Origin of the sequence: Microbispora cellulosiformans, from assembly GCF_008728085.1 — a bacterium.
Lineage (GTDB): Bacteria > Actinomycetota > Actinomycetes > Streptosporangiales > Streptosporangiaceae > Microbispora > Microbispora amethystogenes.
In genome coordinates, this window is the sequence record NZ_VYTZ01000024.1 from 1 (window position 1) to 18,406 (window position 18,406).

Sequence of the window (18,406 nt, forward strand, 5' to 3'; positions counted from 1 at the left end):
AAACCACCGGTGCGAAGACCCAGAAGCCACAGGAGACGCCGGCCAACCGGCCGCACACGCCAAGACAACCACCCAGGTGATCGAAGAGGAGTGCGCCGGACCGCGCCGACTCCAGAAGATTACCAGGCCCTGTCACCGTCTTGGCCCGGTTCGCGTTCAACGACGTACGGCCCGGCTTCATTCCCGTCACGAGTCACGTACGCGCGCGGGGGCAGAGGCAGGGGCGTGCTAGGACTGGTCCACCTTGGAAGACGACGAAGGGGTAGGAGCCGGACGTGATTCGACAGGGGTTCCCTCGCGCCCTGATCGTGCTGGTCGGTACCGCGGCCGCGGTAATCACCCTCGCCGGCGTCCAGGCGGTGGGCTCCATCGTGGGCCCGGTCGTCCTGGCGCTGACGCTCGTCATCGCCGTCTCCCCGGTGCGCGGGTGGCTGGCCCGCCGCCACGCCCCCGTGTGGCTGCAGGTGGCCGTACCTCTGGCGCTGGTGCTGCTGGTCCTGCTCGGCATGGTCGCGGTGCTCAGCATCGCCGCCGCGCAACTCGCCATCCTGGCTCCCACCTACGCGCCCCAGTTCAACGCCATGGTCATGGATCTGCAGCACTGGGCCGCCGGGCTCGGCTATGGCAGCGACCAGCTCAACAAGGCCCTGTCGTCGCTCGATCCCGGCAAGCTGATCGGCGTCGCCCAGAGTCTGCTCAGCAGTCTCCTCGGTGTGTTGTCGAGCCTGTTCCTCATCGTCGTCCTGCTCCTGGCCATGAGCCTCGACGCCCCCGTCATCACGCGGATCGTGGACGCCGCCGCCACCGAGCGGCCGGCGCTCACCCTCGCTCTCAAGACGTTCAGCTCCAAGACCCGCCGTTATCTGATCGTCTCGACGGTCTTCGGCCTCATCTGCTCGGTCCTCGACGTCACCGCGCTGTACGTCCTGGGCGTGCCGCTCCCGCTGTTGTGGGGCGTCCTGGCCCTCATCACGAACTACATCCCGAACATCGGGTTCATCCTCGGCCTCATCCCTCCGGCGCTGCTCGGGCTGCTGGAAGGCGGGCCCAAGACGATGCTGCTGGTCATCGCGGCCTACATGGCGATCAACGTGGTGATCCAGTCGTTCATCCAGCCGAAGTTCCTGGGGGACGCCGTGGGACTGTCCACGACGGCCACGTTCCTCTCACTGATCGTCTGGGGATGGGTGCTCGGCCCGCTCGGCGCCCTGCTCGCGATTCCGCTGAGCCTGCTCGTCCGCGCCCTGCTCGTCGACAGCGATCCGGACGGCGCCTGGACCGCCGCGCTCATCTCCGGGCGGCTGCCGGAACGCGCCGCGCGGCCCCGCCCCGAAGCGCCCCCGGAAACCCGTCCCGGAACGCGTCCGGAGCCACCCGGCGATCACTGACCGCGCATCGCCGGCGGCTGCCGGACGCTCCTCGACACGGACCGGTTCCGCGTGGTGCAGCGGAGGGTACGGCGGGGCGCTCCGGCTTAGGGTCTGGTCATGCGGCGATGGGACGACGACGAGCGGCTGACCGGGATCAGGGACGCCTCGGCGATGGAGCCACAGGTGCGGGCCCTGCTCGACGCGATGGGGAGGGACGGATGGGTCACCGAGGAGCCCGAGGCGCACCTGCTCCCCCATCTGCGCCGGGCGTGCGGGTCGGAGTGGCTGCTCACGGGTGAACGCCTGCTCGACGACGGCGTGTACGAGGTGACGGTCTCGCTGTCCGGCGACAGGGAGGGCGTCCACGTGCACCGCGACGTGATCCGTCTGCTGTCGTCGATCGCCGAGACCGCGTTCTTCGTACGGGAGGCGGGGCCGGGCGTGTTCGAGTGCGTGACCGGGCGGCTCGACGGCGACCCGCCCGGTTACAAAAGCCATGGTCACCTGGTCCGGCTCATCGTGACCTGAGCGCGGCCCGGCTCACACGGCCTGTACGCGCGTCCTCCCCTCCGGCGTGGGCAGCGGCGTGCCCTCGGCGTACCTGCGCTTCCACGGGATGGCCGCGGCCAGCAGCGGGAAGATCAGCAGCGAACTGATCGCCCAGGGGGCGTGCAGTTCCATCCAGGCGGGCCCGTGGAACTGGGTGAGCACGATGTATCCGGCCGCGGCCCACAGCGTGCTGCCGAGGATCGCCGGCCAGGCCCAGCGGGTGGGCCGGGCGACCAGGAACGGCATGAACCACAGCAGATACTGCGCGCCGAGGCGCGGCGTGAAGATCATGAAGGACAGTAGGATGGCGATCGTGACGTCGACGGGGTCGGCCCTGCGCCACCAGACGAGACAGGCGACGATCGAGGCGTAGATGAGGTACTGGCCGATCCTCGCCGGGGTCGGATCGAGGTTCCAGTTGCCGCCGCTGACCAGCGCGGTCCAGCCCCAGTCACCCGTGATCGGGCGGACGTCGCTGGGCCGCAGGCCGATGGTGTTCAGCACCTCCGGAAGCTGCCGCCACTCCGTCCAGCCGCCGATCGGGAGCGTCAGCAGGAAGAACACCGGCGGGACGGCGACGGCGACCAGCGCGACCAGCCGGCTGCGCAGCCCGGGCAGGAACATCAGCATCGCCGGGACGAGGATCACGGGCCAGCTCTTCGCGCACAGCGCGAGGCCCATGAGCGCGCCCGCCCCGGCCGCCCGCCACGTCGCCGCGCGGTCCTCGTCCGTCGGGCGGACCAGCCGCCGGACGATCTCCCCCGGCGGGATCCACGGAAGCGGCAGCGCGCGGTCCGCGATCCGCAGCCGGGCCCACGGCAGCGGCTCCGGCCGCCGCCAGTCGCCGGGGCCGCGCGCCACGACGTACGCCGCGACGCCGAAGACCAGCGACACCGGCTCGACCTGGCCGTGTACGGAGGCGACGAGGATCGCGAGGGGGCTGCAGGCGTACTGGAAGGCGCGCAGTCTCGCGGTCCGTCCCCCGGCCAGCCTGCCGACCAGCGGGATCAGCGCGATGTCGGCGACGACCGTGACGATCCGGCCGGCGTAGTCCCAGGTGACGCCCAGCCACAGCAGCAGGCCGTACAGGTAGGGGATCATCGGCAGGAAGTGCCAGCCGCCGTTGCTTTCGAGCACCGGGTCGCGGCCTTCGACGATCGCCCTGCCCGCGGGCTGGAAGCTGTTGACGTAGTCGATCGGCTGGAACTTGGTGTCCTTGGCCGCCAGGACCATGATGAGAACACGTACGGCGATGCCGAGCGTCAGCGTGACGGCCGGCGACGGCCGCCAGCCCTTCCACTGGGCGACGAGCGCCAGTACGACGCCGGCGGCGAGGACGATGCTGGTGGGGATCGCGTATTCCATGACGATGCCAAGCCTGCCCGACGGACGGCAAAACCCGCGACTCAAGGGCGTATTCGGTCACCCACCCGTCGCGCTACGTCACCATTCGGGGTACTGTGAGCACGGAGCGTAGCATTCAGGAGACCTCGATGAAGATTCGCCTGTGGATCACTCTTGTCATGGCTGTGATCGTCGGCATGTTGATCGGCCTGCTGGCCCCCACACACGGGGGCGACCGGCGCGACGCGTAGGGGGTGTCGGGCTCGCGGCGCCGGCCGCCTGCCGGGGAGCGCCCGGTCTCCCGGGGCGCGGGGTGGCGGTCAAGTGGCGGGGCCGGGCCCGGTGTGCCGGGCCCGGCCCCTTTCACCGGGGCGTGCTTCTCCTGCTCACCGGGGTCAGAAGCCCGCGGTGACCCGGGTGAAGTCCCAGTCGCTCTGCGCGATGCCGCTGCAGTTCGACACCACCCCGCCGCCCGGGCAGCCGCGGTCGCGGTTGACCGACCAGAAGGCGAGCCGGCCGAGGCCCTTCGACTTGGCGTAGTCGCGGATCTGGGTCCAGGTGGACACCGAGGTCAGCTCCTGCTGGTCGGACAGGCCGTTCATGCCCGAGATGCCCATGTGGGCGTACGCCTGGGCGTCGCTCCAGCCCCAGGCCGACTTGAGCGCGTTCTTCAGGCCCTCGGCCGCGTTGACGGTGTTCTGGTACATGTTCGCGCCGCCGCCGAAGTCGAACGGCATGATCGTGTAGTTGTCGATGTTCACACCGAGCGCCTTGGACTGGTTGATCAGCCGCGTGCCCCACCAGCTCGGGCCGGTCGTGCTGGTGCCGAAGGTGACGACGACCTTGACGTTCGGGTTGTTCTGCTTGACGGTCTTGAGCCCGCCCAGGATGCGGTCCTGGACGGCCTCGTTCTCGAACTCGTCGGTGTTCTCGATGTCGAAGTCGACCGCGGCGGGGCTGTAGGCGTTGATCACCTGCTGGACCGCCGAGGCGAAGGCGGACGAGCTGGAGCAGTTCGGGCCGAGCTTGTTGCCCTGCCAGCCGCCGAAGGAGATCTGGACGTTGCCGCCGGCCGCCTTGATCTGCGAGATCGCGCTGGCGTCGGCGCTGCCGGAAAGCGGGCGCGAGCCGTCCCACGCCGGGACGCAGCCGCCGCCGGAGAGCATGAAGGCCATCGTGAACTGCTTGACCCCGGTGGCGTTCATGACGGTGGCCGGGTTCGGCGGGTTGCCCCAGCCCTCGTACAGGTAGGGCGCGCCGGGAAGCTTGCCGCCGCTCGCGGGGCAGCCCGTGGTGGTGCCGGTCACCGACCCGCTCGCCGCGGACTCGCCGTTGTTGTTGTACGCCTTGACCGTGTACGTGTGGGTGGTGCAGGTGCCGAGGCCGGAGATCGTGGCGCTGGTCCCGCTGACGGTCGCCCGGACCGACGTGCCCTCGTAGACGCGGTATCCGGTCACCGTGCCGCTCGACGCCCCCCAGGACAGCGAGATCGACGAACTGCCGGTGCCGGTGACGGACGGGTTGCCGGGCTCGCCCGGCGCGCCCGACGGCGGCGTCGGGCTCGGGGACGGGTTGCCTCCGCCGCTCACCGGCTTCCAGAGCGCCGGGACGATCGGCGGCTCCCAGCCGGTCAGGGACGTGTGCGCCTGGATGCACTCGTAGTCGACGCCCTGGTAGGTGACGCGGGCGCCGACGGCGTACCAGGTGTTCGGGGCCCAGGCCGCGTAGGCCAGCATGACCACACCGCTCGGGGCGGCCGAGGCGGAGGCGGTGGTTCCCGCGACCAGTCCGGCGACCGCCAGGAGGAGGGAGGCGACCAGGGCGAGCGCCGCCCTGACCTGCCGGCGCGTACGGAAGCGAAGCTGCATTCTTCCTCGCAAGGTGGGGTTGGGGGGTGAGTGGGAGGTCGAGGAGGGCTCAGCCCGTGAAGGCCTTGAAGATGTTCGTGAACTCGTAGGCGGACTGGGAGACGCCGCTGCAGGTGGGCGAGAGGGTGCCGTTCGGGCAACCGCCGTTGTCCCGGCCCACCGACCAGAAGCCGATCCGCCCCACGTGGCCCGCCTGCGCGTACGACAGGAGCGTGCGGGCGTCGGCCTGGTAGGTCACCTGGCCGGTGTCGTTCTTGCCGATCATCGGGGTGAGGCCGAGCATCCGCTTGATCTGCGCGTCGGTCTTCGACGGCCAGATCTGCTTCATCTGCGCCACGGTGGCGTTCGCCGCGCCGACCATCGCGGCGCCCCAGGCGCCGGAGTAGCCGAAGTCCATCAGCATCGGGTTGACCAGGACGTTCAGGCCCCTGGCCGCCGCGTCCTGGAGGATCTGCACCGAGAACGGGTCGACGCCGTAGTCCTGGCCCTGCACGCGCAGCGTGTAGCTGATCACGGTGCCGCGCTCGGCCTGCAACTGCCTGAGCGCCGTGTTGACCTTGGCGATGTCGATGGCCGCCTCGACGTCCACGTCCAGATAGTTGGTGCCGACCGTGTCCAGCACCTTCTTGTACGCCGCGAGCAGCGCCGCCGAGGTGCCGCAGGTGTGCTCCAGGTAGGGGCCCACGGCGCCTCCGGTGGCCACGATCACCTGGCCGCCCCTGGCCTGCAGGCCCTTGACGTCGCCCACGATCCGCGCGTCGCCGATCGGGATCGTGCCGCCCCAGGCCGGGTTGCAGCCCGTGCTGTCCCCCAGCGCGAACGCGAGGGTGTAGTTCTTCACCCCTGTCGCGGTGTACGCGCTGACCAGCGACGGCGTGGTCATCGTGATGTCGACGTACGGCGCGAAGGTGATCGCGCCCGGGTTGGGCGGCGGCCCGGAGGGCGACGGGCTCGCGCTCGGTGAAGGCGAGGGCGAGGGTGACCTCGACGGGCTGACCGATGGTGACGGGGACGGCGAGGGCGACGGTGAGGGCGCGGTGCCCGGGCCGTCGAGGACGACGTCGTCGGCGTAGTAGGTGCCCTGGCCGTACCAGCCGTTGACGTAGACCGTCACGCTCGTCGTGGCGGATCCGGTGGTGAAGGACGTGGCCAGGCGAGACCACACCGGCCCCGGCGAGGCCCAGGTCTGCGCCTCGACCCCGGTGCCGGTCGCGCCCAGGAACACATAGTCGCCCTGCACCCAGGCCGACAACGCGTACGTCGTGGACGGCTTCACCGTGATCGTCTGCTGGCACCGCGCGTAGTCGTTGCCGGCCGGCGTCGCCGACAGCGCCCTGGACCCGCCGTGCACCGGGCTCGACACGGCCTGCGCCGTCGGCGCGCACGTCCAGCCCGACAGGCCCGACTCGAAGCCCGGGTTGGCGGCGATGTTCGCGGCCCGGGCCGTTCCGGTGAAGGCGCCGGTGAGCAGGGCGGCGAGGGCGAGGGACGCCGCCGTGCCGGCGCCGACGATCTTTCTCATGCGCGCCGTCCCGGGTGCGGGGCGACGGTCGTGGAGGACTTGCGGCGCGGATTCGTGATCTGCATGGTCACAACCTCTGTGGGGGGTGAACGGGAGGTTGGCGGAACTCCGTACGGCCGGCGCCTGACGGAGGCGGCCGTACGGAAGCCGGGAGCGTCCGGCGACGGGACGGGAGGGGAGGAGATGTCAGGGATGGGAAGAGGCCATGCCGACTCCCAGAGGCGTTCTTTTAGGAAAGTTTCCTAAGAGTTGTACGGATCGTAGCTTCGCGGTCGCGTGCCTGCAAGACCCAATTCGACAGCGTTCCTAACGCAGGCTGTCAGGCCCGGGTCGAGGCCGCGGGCGCGTTATGCGGGTGTTAAGGGCGGGCTGCCCGTCCGATAAGCGAGCCCGTCGCACAGACGTCTCCCCCGCCGCGCCACCCCTGCCACAGGGCGACAGGCATCGATCGATCAAGGGAGTGTTCTGTGATCACGTTCGCGGCATTATTGCCTCATGGCCGAACCGGTGCCGTTAGGCGGCTGCCCTCACGTCCCTCGGACCGCGATCCCCCGGGCGTCGCGCGGAGGCGCGGCGCCGCCGCACTCCGGGGCGCGTGTCCCGGCCGGTGAAGCCGGGAGGGCCCGGTGGTGAGCGTCGCCGAGAGCGTGCGGTTCGGGGTGCTCGGCACGTTGCGCGCGGAGGTGGAGGGACGCCCGGCGCACCTCGGCGGTCCCCGGCAGCGGGCCGTGCTGGCGATGCTGCTGATCGCGCGGGGCAGGAACGTCTCCGCGGAGCGGATCCTCGCGGACGTGTGGGAGGACTCCCGGCCGCCCTCCATGACGACGTTGCACGGATACGTCGCCGACCTGCGCAGGGCGCTGGAGCCGGAGCGGGCGTCCGGCGCCCCGGCCCGGCTGCTGGTGCGCGAGGGAGCGGGGTACGCCCTGCGCGCCGCCCCGGCCATGGTCGACGCCGAGCGCTTCACCGATCTGGCCGCGCGCGGCCGGCGGGCGCTGGAGGACGGCGAGCCGGACCACGCCGCGGACCTGCTCGGGCAGGCGCTCGCGCTCTGGCGTGGCCCGGCCTACGCGGAGGTGGCCGAAGCCGCGTTCGCGGTGCCCGACGCGACCCGGCTGGAGGAGCTGCGGGCCGCCGTGCGCGAGGACCGGCTCGCCGCCGTCGTCGCGGCGGGGCGGCACGTCGCCGCCGTGGGCGAGCTGGAGGCGCTGGTCTCCGAGCAGCCGCTGCGGGAACGCGGCTGGGAGCTGCTCGCCCTCGCCCTCTACCGGTCGGGACGGCAGGCCGAGGCCCTCGCCGCGCTGCGGAGGGTGCGCCGGCGGCTGGCGGACGAGCTGGGCGTCGAGCCCGGCCCCGGCCTGCGCGACCTGGAGGCGGCCGTGCTCGCCCAGGATCCCCGGCTGCTCCCGCCGCCCGCCCGGCCCGGCTCCGCGCTGCCCGGCTCCGCGCTGCCGGGCCCCACACGGCCCGGACCCGGGCGCTCCCCCCGGGTCGCGGAGTCCTCGCCGCCCTCGGGCAACCTGCCGTTCGCGCTGTCCGGATTCGTCGGCCGCCGGACCGACCTCGCGGCCGTCGCCGGCCTGCTGGAGGAGCACCGGCTCGTCACGCTCACCGGGCCGGGAGGGGTGGGCAAGACCCGGCTGGCCCTGGAGGTCGCCCGCGCCCGCGCTCACGACGACACCCGCGACGGCGTCAACGGGGGCGTCGACGGGCCCTGGCTCGTGGAGCTGGGCGCGCTGCGCGCCCCCGAGCTGCTCGCGGCGACGGTCGCGACCGCCCTGGGCCTGCCCGCCACGTCGTCAACCGAGCAACTGGCCGCGATGCTCGCCGGGCGCGACGCGCTGATCGTCCTCGACAACTGCGAGCACCTGCTGACCCCGGTCGCCACGCTGGTCCACACCCTGCTGACCCGCTGCGGAGCCGTACGGATCCTCGGCACGAGCCGCGAGGCCCTGGGCCTCACCGGCGAGGTGGTCTACGAGGTGCCGCCGCTGGACGCCGCCACGGACGCCGCCGACCTCTTCCTCAGCCGTGCGGCCGCCGGTGTTCCCGGCTGGACGACGGGGCCGGACGACAGGGACACGATCACCGCCCTGTGCGCGGGGCTCGACGGGATCCCCCTCGCCATCGAGCTCGCCGCCGCGCAGTGCCGCACGCTGTCCGTGGAGCAGATCGCCGGCGCCCTGGAAGATCGCTTCACCCTGCTCGTGGGTGGTCCGGCCGGGCGTCCCGACCGCCATCGGACCCTGCTGGACACGATCGCGTGGAGCGACGATCTGCTGCTGCCGGACGAGCGCCTGCTCTTCCACCGGCTCGGGGTGCTCGGCGGCGGCTTCGACCTGGAGACCGCGGCCGCCGTCGGCGGGATCACGCCCGTTCTCCCTCCGCTGTCGGCGCTGGTCCGCAAGTCGCTGGTCACCGCCGAGCCCGGCACGGCGCCACGCCGTTACCGGATGCTGGAGACCGTGCGCCAGTACGCCCTGGCCGCGCTCTCCCCACAGGAGCTGGAGGAGACGCGGGCCCGCCACCGCGCCTGGGCGCTGGCGCGGGCCGAGAGCGTCGAACGCCACCTGCGGGGTCCGCAGGGCGCGGTGTTGCTCGACGGGCTGAGCCGCGACCAGCCGGAGTTCCGCGCCGCGTTCTCCTCCGCGCTGGCGGCGGGCGACGGCGCCTACGCGCTGCGCCTGGGCGGCGCGCTCTTCTGGTTCTGGTTCCGGATGGGCCATGTGGCGGAGGGCCTCGCCTGGCTCTCCGAGGCGTTCGGGGCCGCCCCGGAGGCCGGCCCCGCCGTCCGTGCTCGCGCCCGGTTCGCCGTGATGGCGCTGCTCTACCTGGCCGGACAGCCCACGCGGTCCCACGAGGTGGCCCGTACGGCCGTCGAGGAGGCCCGTGAGGCCGGCGACCCGGTGACGGAGGCCGGCGCCACCGCCTACGGCGCGTACACGGGTGTGCTCGCCGGTGCGCCGATCGACGTCGCGGCCCTGACCGGGCGGGCCGTCGAGATCGCCCGGCACACCGCCCAGACCTGGCTGGAGGCCGAGACGCTCATGGTGCGGGGCATGGCGCTGCGGGCCCTGGGAGATCTGCCGGCCGCCGACGCGGCCTTCCAGGAGGCGATCGCCGCCGCCCACGCCAGCGGGCACGACTGGGCGGCGGACGGCGCCGCCTGGTGTGACATGAAGACCGCGTCGGACCGCGGGGACGGCGCCAGGGCGCTGGCCGTCGCGGGCGACCTCCTGGCGGCCATGGACCGCTACGGAGACATCTCCTTCTGGCTGGTGACGGTGCACAGCACGGCGCGGGCGCTGGCGCTGACCGGCCGGGCCGAGGAGGCCGCCGTACTGATGGGGGCCGTGGAGGCGATCGGCGCCCGGGCGGGTGTGTCCCCGGCGCTGATGGACCCGCTGGACGGTCCGCGCGAGGCCGCCGCGGTCCGTGCGGCGCTCACGCCGCAGGAGTACGAACGCCACGCGGCCCGCGGGCGGGAGCTGTCCCGGGAGGAGACGAGCCGGCTCGTCAGGGCTCTGGTCCCGGGCCGCCGGTCCCGCTGAGGCGCACGACGGCCCGGGCCTCCCGACGACCCGGGCCTTCCCAGCGATCGGGACCTTTCCCACGTCCGGCGCCTCGCCGACGGCCGGAAGCACGCCGCTCGACCAGGGCCTTCTCGCCGGCGGTGGCCTTCCCGGCCGCTGGGAAGCCACTGGGAAAGGCGCTGGGAAAGCCGGTTCCCGGCGTCCGCCCAGCGGGCCCGCACATCCTCGTCTTCGTGAGCGGACGCCGCCCCACCCGGGCGGCCTGACGACGAGGAAGACCATGATCAAGCGAGTGACGCGCACCACGGCCGAAACCCGGCCGGACGGACACGCCGTCGTCGCCGGGGCGGGAATCGGCGGGCTGCTGGCGGCCCGGGTGCTGACCGAGACGTTCGGCCGGGTCACGGTGATCGACCGTGACGAACTGCCGGACCAGGGCGTCCCCAGACGGGGGGTGCCGCAGGGCCACCACGCCCACGGGCTGCTGTCGCGGGGCTGCGAGATCCTCGAGGACCTGTTTCCCGGCCTGACCGCGGACCTGGTCGCCGCGGGCGCCACCCCCTGCGACATCCAGAACGACGTCCGCTGGTACAACGACGGCCGGCGGCTGCGGTCCGCGCCCTCGCGGATGCGCGGCCTGACGGTGAGCAGGCCGCGGCTGGAGGCGTCCCTGCTGTCCCGGGTCGCGGCCCTCCCCGGCGTGACGATCCTGGAACGCCGCGAGGTGGTCGAACCGATCACCGGCACCGGCGGCGCGGTGACCGGCGTGCGGCTGGCGGGCCCGGGTCGCGAGCCCGGGCACGAGCCGGAGGACCTGCCCGCGGACCTCGTCGTGAACGCCACCGGCCGGGGCAACCGGGGCACCGAGTGGCTGCGCCGGCTGGGATACGAGCCCGCACCCGAGGAGCGCGTCGACTCGCGCCTGGTGTACGTCTCGCGCGAGTACCGGCGCCGTCCCGGGGACGCCGGGTTCGTCGCCGTCATCGTGGGGCACACCGCGGCCGTGCCGAGGGGCGGCGTCGCGCTCAGCGGGGAGGGCGACCGCTGGCTGGTCACCCTGTTCGGCATGGGCGACGACGTGCCGCCCGTCGACCCGGATGGCTACCACCGCTTCGCCGCCCGGCTGCCGGTGCCGGACCTGCATCTCCTCCTGGAGCGCCTGGAGCCCCTCACCGAGCCGCGGCTGATGCGCATCCCGGTGAGCATCCGCCGCCGGTACGAGCGGCTGGACCGCTTCCCCGAGGGCTACCTGGTCTTCGGCGACGCCCTGTGCCAGTTCAACCCGTCGTACGGACAGGGCATGACGGTCGCCGCCTGCGAGGCCGCCGCGCTGCGCGAATGCCTCGCCGACGGCGGTGGCGCCGGCCTGGCCCGCCGCTTCTTCGACCGCGCCACGCGGATCATCGACGTGCCGTGGGACATGTCGGTCGGCGGTGATCTGCGGTTCCCGTCCGTCGAGGGGCCGCGCACCCTGCGGACGAGGCTGCTGAACCGCTACATCTCCCGGCTGCACGTGGCGGCTGAGGCGGACCCGGTGGTCGGGCACGCGTTCCTCAGCGTCGCCAACCTGCAGGCGCCTCCGCAGCACCTGATGTCGCCGGGCGTCCTCGCCCGGGTGCTCCGGCCGCGAGCCGGCCGCACTGCGACATCACCCCCGACATCACCCCCGGCGGGCCCCCGGCCCGCGGCCCGGGACCACGTCCCGGCCTGAACGGCTCACCCGAGCCCTGTTCCCCCACCAGAGCGGTCCCCAAGGGACCGGAAGAAAGGACACCTCTCATGATGAAGCGCACCTCCCTCCGCCTCGCCCTCGCCGCCGTCGCCACCACCGCCGCCGTCGCCGGCGGTCTGGCGGTCACCTCCGCCCCTGCCCTGGCGGCCACGGGCGCCACGGCCAACTCGGGCAGGGTCGCCCCCGGCGCCACCGGGACCTTCCTGGCGATCTGCCCCTCGTACGCGCCGCACATGCTGGCCGACACCATCAAGATCACCGCCCCGGCCGGGGTGTCGATCTCGACCAGCCTGACCCGCGACTCCGACGTCTTCCACCGCGACCTGCTCAGGGTGACGGCCGTCAACGGAACCTCGGCGAGCGCCTACGTTGCCGTCACGGCCTCCTGCACGAGCTGATCTGGCCGGGATGCGGTTCAGCGGAGGATGGTGCCCTCGCGCAGGGCGTGCCGTCCTCCGCTCTGGACGGTGACAAAGTCGACCACGCCGGTCAGTTTCTGCAGGTCGAAGCCCGTCTTGACGCGGCCGGGCTCGGCCGGCACGTAGACGGTGAGCAGGTAGTGGCGCCCATTGGCCGCGCCGAGCGCGTCCAGTTGCGCGCGGAACTCGGAAAGCAGGGCCGTCAGGTGACGCCTGTCGTCGGCCCCGACGTGGTTGCCCAGGTGGCCCTCTTCACCGGGCCACTCCCAGTCGACGTCGATGCCGTCGAAGACGCCCGCGGCGCTGCCGGGCCCGCCCCGGCTGCCCACGCCGGGCAGGTCACCCCTGATGTACGCGTCGAGGCACGACTTGACGAACCGCTGCCTGGTGGCGGCGGTGCGCGCGACGTCCGAGAAATACTTGGAGTACGTCCAGCCTCCGATGGAGATGAGCGTCTTCAGGTTGGCGTGCCGGGCCTTCAGCTTCTTCAGCTGGTTGAAGTTGCCGGCGAGCCGGGCGTCCGGCGGGTCCGCCCTGCCGTCCAGCGACTCGGCCGCCGTGAAACCCCGCTGGTAGTCGGCCCAGGCGTCACCCGCGCCGTCGCCCTGGTCGGGGTCCTCGGGATCGGGCGCGGGCGGCCGGGTGACACCGGTCAGGCAGGTCAGCGACGTCGGGTCGATGTTCGCGAAGGCGTAGACGGCGTGCGTCAGCCGGCCCGCCTGCCCGCTCTCCTCCAGGTCGCGCACGGTCGACGTGGCCCCGTACGCGCCGCGCTGGGGGACGTACCCGACCCTGATCGGGCGCGGCGAGGGGGAAGGGGAGGGCCTGGGGGTGACCGTGACGGTGACCGTCACCTCGGGCATGGGCACGGACTCGGTCTCCACCCGGGTCACCGCGGCCTGCGCGGCCGTCACCGTGCTCCCCGACGTGCTCCCCGACGTGCTCCCCGACGTGCTCTGGGCGGGAGCCACCGCCGCCCGGAAGGGACCGGCGGCGGGGGGCACGGTGAGACGCACTGTGGGACGCGGCTTCACCTGCATGGTCCGCGCCGCGGGTGCGGCGGCGGTCCCGGTCGCCCGGGCCGGGTCGAAGCAGGCGATGAACAGGGCGGAAAGTACGGCGGACAGGACCACGACGGTGAAGGCGCCACGCGTGATCGCTTGCATGGTTGCTCCGAACGGAAAAGGGACCTCCGGCGCCGGAACGCCGAGGGGAGGGATTGCCGCGGGAGCGTAGTGACGTCGCCGACCGGCGGACAACCGGCCCAGTCTTAACGCCGCATTATGGCGGGCTCATGTCGCAGGTGGGCGCGTTCCAGCGAGCCGACCTGCTGTTTTCATCATGGCAGTGGTCTCTGCAAATTTCACCCCGTGCGGATGGGAACGCACGCGGGCCGGTCCCTCCGGATCGATGGTCAGACGGCGGCGACGAGGGTGAGGACGCCCGCGCCGACCAGGGCGAAGGCCCACATCCGGTCGAGGTTGAACCAGGCCCGGCGCAGGACGGCGACGCCGAGGAACTCGTACACGACCACCGCGACCACGGTCGCCGTGAGGAACATCGCGAGCGTGTGCACCCCGGCGACGAGCAGCCCGCCGGACAGCGCGTGCCCGTGGTGGCTCGCGGGCATCCGGGTCAGGACGGGCAGCAGCATCAGCCCCGCGCCGTGCACCGACGACATCAGGAACGACCAGGCGGCCAGTTGCGGCAGCGACAGCCGCATGCCCACCCAGCGGAAGTGCCGCCGGGCGAGCAGGTGCCACAGCCCGAACCCGACGAGCAGGACCCCCGCCCCGATCGCGAGGGCCGTCCCGGTCACGAGCGACCCGGTCGCGGACACCACCGCCACCACCAGGGCCACCGACGCGAGGTGGCCGAGCGCGATGACCGGGAGGGACTGCAGCAGCAGGTCGCGGCTGCGCTCCTGCAGTCCCCGGGCGACGGCGAACAGCCAGCCCATCGCGGGATTGATCCCGTGAAAGGCGCCGAGCAGGATGACCGCGGTCAGTGTCACGGGTAGCAGTAGGAGTCGGAGGACGCGTCGCCGCCCTGGAGCCGGGTCTGGTGCGGGCGCAGGCCGCGGAAGTCGTCGCCGTGCGGGAAGAACCGCTCGTCGAGCGTGAAGCCGTCCGCGTCGATCTTCGCCATCCACGCGCCGACCCCGTCCGGGTAGAACTGGTCGTCCCAGGCGCCGTAGAGGGAGTTGGTGACGTAGACCCGGCGGCCGTCGCGGCTCACCTCGACCATCTGCGGCCCGCCCGCGAGCCGCTCGCCCGGGGCGGCGGGGTGGGCGGCCCGGTCCACGATGCCACCGAGGCGGATCGAGCCGATCTCGACCGGCTTGAACGGGTCGGACACGTCGTACTGCTTGAGCTCGCCGGTGCCCCAGCACGACACGTACAGGCGCTGGTCGTCCACCGACAGGTCGATGTCGGTGACGAGCGGCGGCACCGCGCCGAACGGCTTGAGCACGTCGGGCAGGTCGTCCGGCGACGCGGGCTCGGCCGGGATCGTGATGACCTTGGTCGCCGCCCAGCGGGAGCCCTCCTTGTGCCACACCCACACCGAGGCCGACAGGTCCTCGACGCTGACGACGACTCCGGCGAAGCCGTACGTCTTCGTCGGGTCGTGGGCGGGGCGCAGCTCCAGCGTCATCTGGTGCTGGTCGCCGAGGTCGACCTCCTGGACGTGCCGGCGCCTGCGCAGGTCCCAGAAGTGCAGCTTGTGGCCGTACTTGCGGCCGAGCAGCAGTTCGCCGACCACCCCGTCCTCGATCATCGAGGGCGTGCCCCACTCGGAGGTGACCATCACGTCGTGGTTGATGTGCCACCAGAAGTCGTAGGCGAGGTACTGCGGGCCGCGGTCGACCTCCCACCTGCCGAGGACCTCGAACGTGTTGTGGTCGAGGATGGCGATGCCGCCCGGGCCGTCGTCGCCGTAGCCGCCGAGCGCGCTGACGTAAAGCCCCTCGGGGCCGCAGTGGACGGTGTGCGGGCGGGAGTAGCCGGCCCGCTTGCCCAGTTCCTCGGGCTCGATGACCTTCACGAGCTCGGGGCTGACCCGGTCCTTGGTGTCGTACACGTAGATGCGCGACGACCGCAGGCCGGGGACGATCAGGTAGCGCCGCTCCACGTGCGGGTGCGGCGCGTACGGGCAGAGGGCGCTGCTGCAGGCGTTCCAGCCGAAGTGGTGCAGCTCGTCCCCCGTGTGCGGCAGGTCCGTCCAGCCGACCACCGTCCCGTACGCCGGAGAGGCGGGGTCGGTGTCGAGCACGGCGAGCGCGTCGGGGCGCTCGGCCGACCGGTCGAAGGCGGCCACGTAGGCCAGCTTCTCCGGCGGCGCCTCCGCCGCGTCGCGGGGCGAGGGATAGAAGGTCGGATCGGGCTTCCACAGCGTCATAGGGTCAACAATTGTCCTTATTACCCGTAGGGTCAATAGGAATCTTCCGGCTCTTAAACCGCCGTGACCAGGTGCTGCGCGGAGCTATACCCTGACCTATCACGCTTTACGGAGGCATGGGTGTTCTTCGGCATCACCAACATCTGGACCTACGTGGTCGGCTCGTTCCTGATCGTCCTGCTGCCCGGGCCGAACTCGTTGTTCGTCCTGTCCACCGCCGCCCAGCGCGGGGTCCGGCGGGGCTACCGGGCGGCGGCCGGGGTCTTCGTCGGCGACTCGCTGCTCATGTTCCTGTCGGCCGCCGGGGTCGCGTCGCTGCTCAAGTCCACGCCGGTGCTGTTCACGATCGTGAAGTACTCGGGCGCGGTCTACCTCGGCTGGATCGGCTTCGGCATGCTGCGCGGCGCCTGGCGCTCGCTGCTCGCCTCCCGCGCCAGGACCGCCCCGCCCGAAACCGGGGCCGCCGCCGAGACCGTCCGGGAGGACCCCGCGGCGGCCGCCCGGACGACCGGGCCCGCCGGGGAGCACGCGGCGGCCGACGAGCGGCGCGACCCGTTCCGGAAGGCGCTCACGATCAGCCTCCTCAACCCCAAGGCGATCCTGTTCTTCGTGGCGTTCTTCGTGCAGTTCGTGGACCCGTCGTACGGCGCGCCGGCGCTGTCGTTCCTGATCCTCGCGCTGATCGTGCAGGTGTTCAGCGTGACCTACCTGACCGCCCTCATCTTCGGCGGCACGTTCCTCGCGGCGCACTTCCGCCGCCGCCGCAGGCTCGCGGCCGGGCTCACGTCCGGAGTGGGCGCGCTCTTCCTGGGCTTCGGCGCCAAACTGGCCACCGCCACGCTCAACTGAACGACGCCCCGCGCGGGGCCGGGCGTCACTCGCCGTGCGCGTCGGCGAGCGCGGTCTCGAACGCGTCCATCTCCCGCTGGACCCTGTCGTACCCGGCCGACGGCAGCCAGGCCATGACACGGGAGACCCCCGCCGCCTCGCACCGCTCCAGCGCGGCGGGGTCCGCCGGGACGGCCAGCATCACGACCTCGACGCGCCGGCCCGCCTCCTCCGCCCGGCGGAACAGTTCGGGGATCCGCTCCAGGACCCCCGGGCCGTAGTTGGGCAGCCAGGCGTCCCCGTACTCCAGGACCCGGTCGAACACCCGCGGCCCGACCCCGCCCACGAGGATCGGCGGGTGCGGGCGCTGGGCCGGCTTGGGCCACGACCAGATGGGGTCGAACGACACGAACTCCCCGTGGAACTCCGCCTCGTCGCGGGTCCAGATCTCCCGCATGGCCTGCACGCGCTCCCGCATCAGCGCGAACCGGCGGGCCGGGTCGGTCCCGTGGTTGCGCATCTCCTCGCGGTTCCAGCCCGCGCCGATGCCGAACTCGAAGCGCCCGCCGGTCAGGTCGTCCACGCTCGCGACCGTCTTCGCGAGGCCGATGGGCTCGTGCTCCGGCACCAGGCAGATGCCGGTGCCCACCCGCAGGCGGGTCGTCGCGGCCCCGGCCGCCATCGACGCGACGAACGGGTCGTAGGTGTGCCAGTAGCGCCGCGGCAGTTCGCCGCCCCGCGCGTCCTTCGGCGGCTCGCCGCCGGGCGGCACGGGGATGTGCGTGTGCTCGGTGAACAGCAGCGCCTCGTGGCCGCGCTGCTCCACGAGGCGCGCGAGCGTATCCGGACGAACCGCATCATGAGTTGCGAAGTACCCGAATCCCGTATTCATCCCGTCACCGTAACCCGCGTCCGTGTCCGTGGAGAGAGCGGCCCGAGGCACGCGACGAAGCGGCGACCAGCGCAATCGTTTCCTCGGCGGACTCTCAAATGACATGCCGCATCGGTATCGGACGTCACCTCGCTCAGTGCTTCCGGCCCGTCAAGGCCGTACCGTCAGGTACGGTAAGCCACCGATGCAACACCTTTCCTGGGCGTTTCCGACCGCGATGTCCGGGTAGGCGCGTTTGCCAACTACAGCGTCGGTCTCCCCCGCCGGCCCGTTGGAGTGTCATGAACCACACGCCCTTCGCCATGCCCAGGCTCACCGCCCTGATCAAACAGGCGGTCCCCCGGCTCCTCGAAGGCGTGGTGGCCCCTCTCGCCGTGTTCTACGCGGCGCTCGCGGTGCTCGGCCTGCGCGGCGCGCTGATGGCCGCGATCTCCTGGGTGTACCTCGGCGTGCTGTGGCGCCTGGTGCGGCGCCAGCCGGTGCCCGGAACGATGATCTTCGCCGCCATCGCCATCACCGTACGGACGGTGCTCGGCCTGTGGAGCGGCAGCGCGGTGGTCTACTTCATCCAGCCGGAACTCGGCACGATCGTCATCAGCATGGTGCTGCTCGCGTCCGTCCGGATGCGCCGCCCCCTCGTGGAGAAGCTGACGCTCGACTACATCCACCTGCCGTCCTTCGTGCTGCGGCACCAGCGCGTCCAGCGGTTCTTCGCCCGGATCACGCTGCTGTGGGCGTTCGTCCTGCTGGTCAACTCCAGCGTGAGCATCTGGCTGCTGCTGCACCAGTCGATCGGCACCTACCTGCTGGTCCGGACGACGGCCGTGGCGGTCATCACCGGGATCGCGTTCCTCGCGTCCGTCTGGGCGTTCCGCCGGGTCCTCCGGCGGCTGCACACGGAGGCCCCTGCGGTCACCGGTTGAGTGACGCCGCCCCTGGGCCCGCGCGGG

14 protein-coding genes are annotated in these 18,406 nt (G+C 72.3%); 7 read left to right on the forward strand and 7 right to left on the reverse strand.

The window, feature by feature from the left end; translation table 11 throughout:
* Window positions 1-275: 275 nt before the first annotated feature.
* Window positions 276-1,388, forward strand: a complete 1,113-nt coding sequence (locus F5972_RS35410; protein ID WP_150940307.1) for an AI-2E family transporter — start codon at window positions 276-278, stop codon at window positions 1,386-1,388.
* Between the two features lie 99 nt (window positions 1,389-1,487).
* Complete coding sequence (locus tag F5972_RS35415) at window positions 1,488-1,898, forward strand: hypothetical protein (RefSeq protein ID WP_150940309.1); 411 nt, start codon at window positions 1,488-1,490, stop codon at window positions 1,896-1,898.
* A 12-nt stretch (window positions 1,899-1,910) separates the two neighbouring features.
* Here the strand turns inward: F5972_RS35415 and F5972_RS35420 are convergent, their stop codons facing one another.
* From F5972_RS35420 to F5972_RS35430, 3 genes are all read right to left on the reverse strand, one after another.
* Window positions 1,911-3,284 carry a hypothetical protein gene (locus tag F5972_RS35420; RefSeq protein WP_150940310.1) on the reverse strand — a complete coding sequence of 458 codons (1,374 nt, stop codon included), beginning with the start codon at window positions 3,282-3,284 and terminating at the stop codon, window positions 1,911-1,913.
* Window positions 3,285-3,658: 374 nt separating this feature from the next.
* Window positions 3,659-5,131 (reverse strand): carbohydrate-binding protein, encoded by a 1,473-nt coding sequence (locus tag F5972_RS35425; RefSeq protein WP_150940312.1) that lies wholly within the window; start codon window positions 5,129-5,131, stop codon window positions 3,659-3,661.
* Window positions 5,132-5,180: 49 nt separating this feature from the next.
* Window positions 5,181-6,653 carry a carbohydrate binding domain-containing protein gene (locus F5972_RS35430; RefSeq protein ID WP_150940314.1) on the reverse strand — a complete coding sequence of 491 codons (1,473 nt, stop codon included), beginning with the start codon at window positions 6,651-6,653 and terminating at the stop codon, window positions 5,181-5,183.
* 626 nt (window positions 6,654-7,279) lie between these two features.
* Here F5972_RS35430 and F5972_RS35435 point away from each other — a divergent pair.
* The 3 genes from F5972_RS35435 to F5972_RS35445 all read left to right on the forward strand — a co-directional run bounded on the left by F5972_RS35435 (window position 7,280) and on the right by F5972_RS35445 (window position 12,316).
* Complete coding sequence (locus tag F5972_RS35435) at window positions 7,280-10,204, forward strand: AfsR/SARP family transcriptional regulator (RefSeq protein ID WP_191910476.1); 2,925 nt, start codon at window positions 7,280-7,282, stop codon at window positions 10,202-10,204.
* 274 nt (window positions 10,205-10,478) lie between these two features.
* On the forward strand, window positions 10,479-11,897 hold the full coding sequence (locus F5972_RS35440; protein WP_225312192.1) for an NAD(P)/FAD-dependent oxidoreductase: 1,419 nt from the start codon (window positions 10,479-10,481) through the stop codon (window positions 11,895-11,897).
* Between the two features lie 68 nt (window positions 11,898-11,965).
* Entirely contained in the window at window positions 11,966-12,316 is a 351-nt protein-coding gene (locus tag F5972_RS35445; protein WP_150940318.1) for a hypothetical protein, read from the forward strand.
* Between the two features lie 17 nt (window positions 12,317-12,333).
* Here F5972_RS35445 and F5972_RS35450 read toward each other — a convergent pair whose 3' ends face one another.
* The 3 genes from F5972_RS35450 to F5972_RS35460 all read right to left on the reverse strand — a co-directional run bounded on the left by F5972_RS35450 (window position 12,334) and on the right by F5972_RS35460 (window position 15,736).
* The gene (locus tag F5972_RS35450) at window positions 12,334-13,503 is read right to left on the reverse strand and encodes a glycoside hydrolase family 18 protein (protein ID WP_150940320.1); all 1,170 of its coding nucleotides are present in this window, start codon (window positions 13,501-13,503) and stop codon (window positions 12,334-12,336) included.
* A 248-nt stretch (window positions 13,504-13,751) separates the two neighbouring features.
* On the reverse strand, window positions 13,752-14,351 hold the full coding sequence (locus F5972_RS35455; RefSeq protein WP_150940322.1) for a hypothetical protein: 600 nt from the start codon (window positions 14,349-14,351) through the stop codon (window positions 13,752-13,754).
* A complete protein-coding gene (locus F5972_RS35460; protein ID WP_150940324.1) occupies window positions 14,348-15,736 on the reverse strand; it encodes a selenium-binding protein SBP56-related protein in 1,389 nt (462 codons plus the stop codon). Before F5972_RS35460 ends, F5972_RS35455 begins: the two co-directional genes overlap by 4 nt.
* A gap of 120 nt (window positions 15,737-15,856) precedes the next feature.
* Here F5972_RS35460 and leuE point away from each other — a divergent pair, with 120 nt between their 5' ends.
* The gene (gene leuE, locus F5972_RS35465; protein ID WP_150940326.1) at window positions 15,857-16,585 is read left to right on the forward strand and encodes a leucine efflux protein LeuE; all 729 of its coding nucleotides are present in this window, start codon (window positions 15,857-15,859) and stop codon (window positions 16,583-16,585) included.
* 25 nt (window positions 16,586-16,610) lie between these two features.
* On the opposite strand, the gene F5972_RS35470 is transcribed toward leuE, so the two are convergent.
* The gene (locus tag F5972_RS35470) at window positions 16,611-17,456 is read right to left on the reverse strand and encodes an LLM class F420-dependent oxidoreductase (protein WP_150940328.1); all 846 of its coding nucleotides are present in this window, start codon (window positions 17,454-17,456) and stop codon (window positions 16,611-16,613) included.
* A 281-nt stretch (window positions 17,457-17,737) separates the two neighbouring features.
* Between F5972_RS35470 and F5972_RS35475 the strand changes: the two genes are divergently transcribed.
* Window positions 17,738-18,379, forward strand: coding sequence for a VC0807 family protein (locus F5972_RS35475; protein WP_150940329.1), 642 nt, complete (start codon window positions 17,738-17,740; stop codon window positions 18,377-18,379).
* Window positions 18,380-18,406 lie beyond the last annotated feature (27 nt).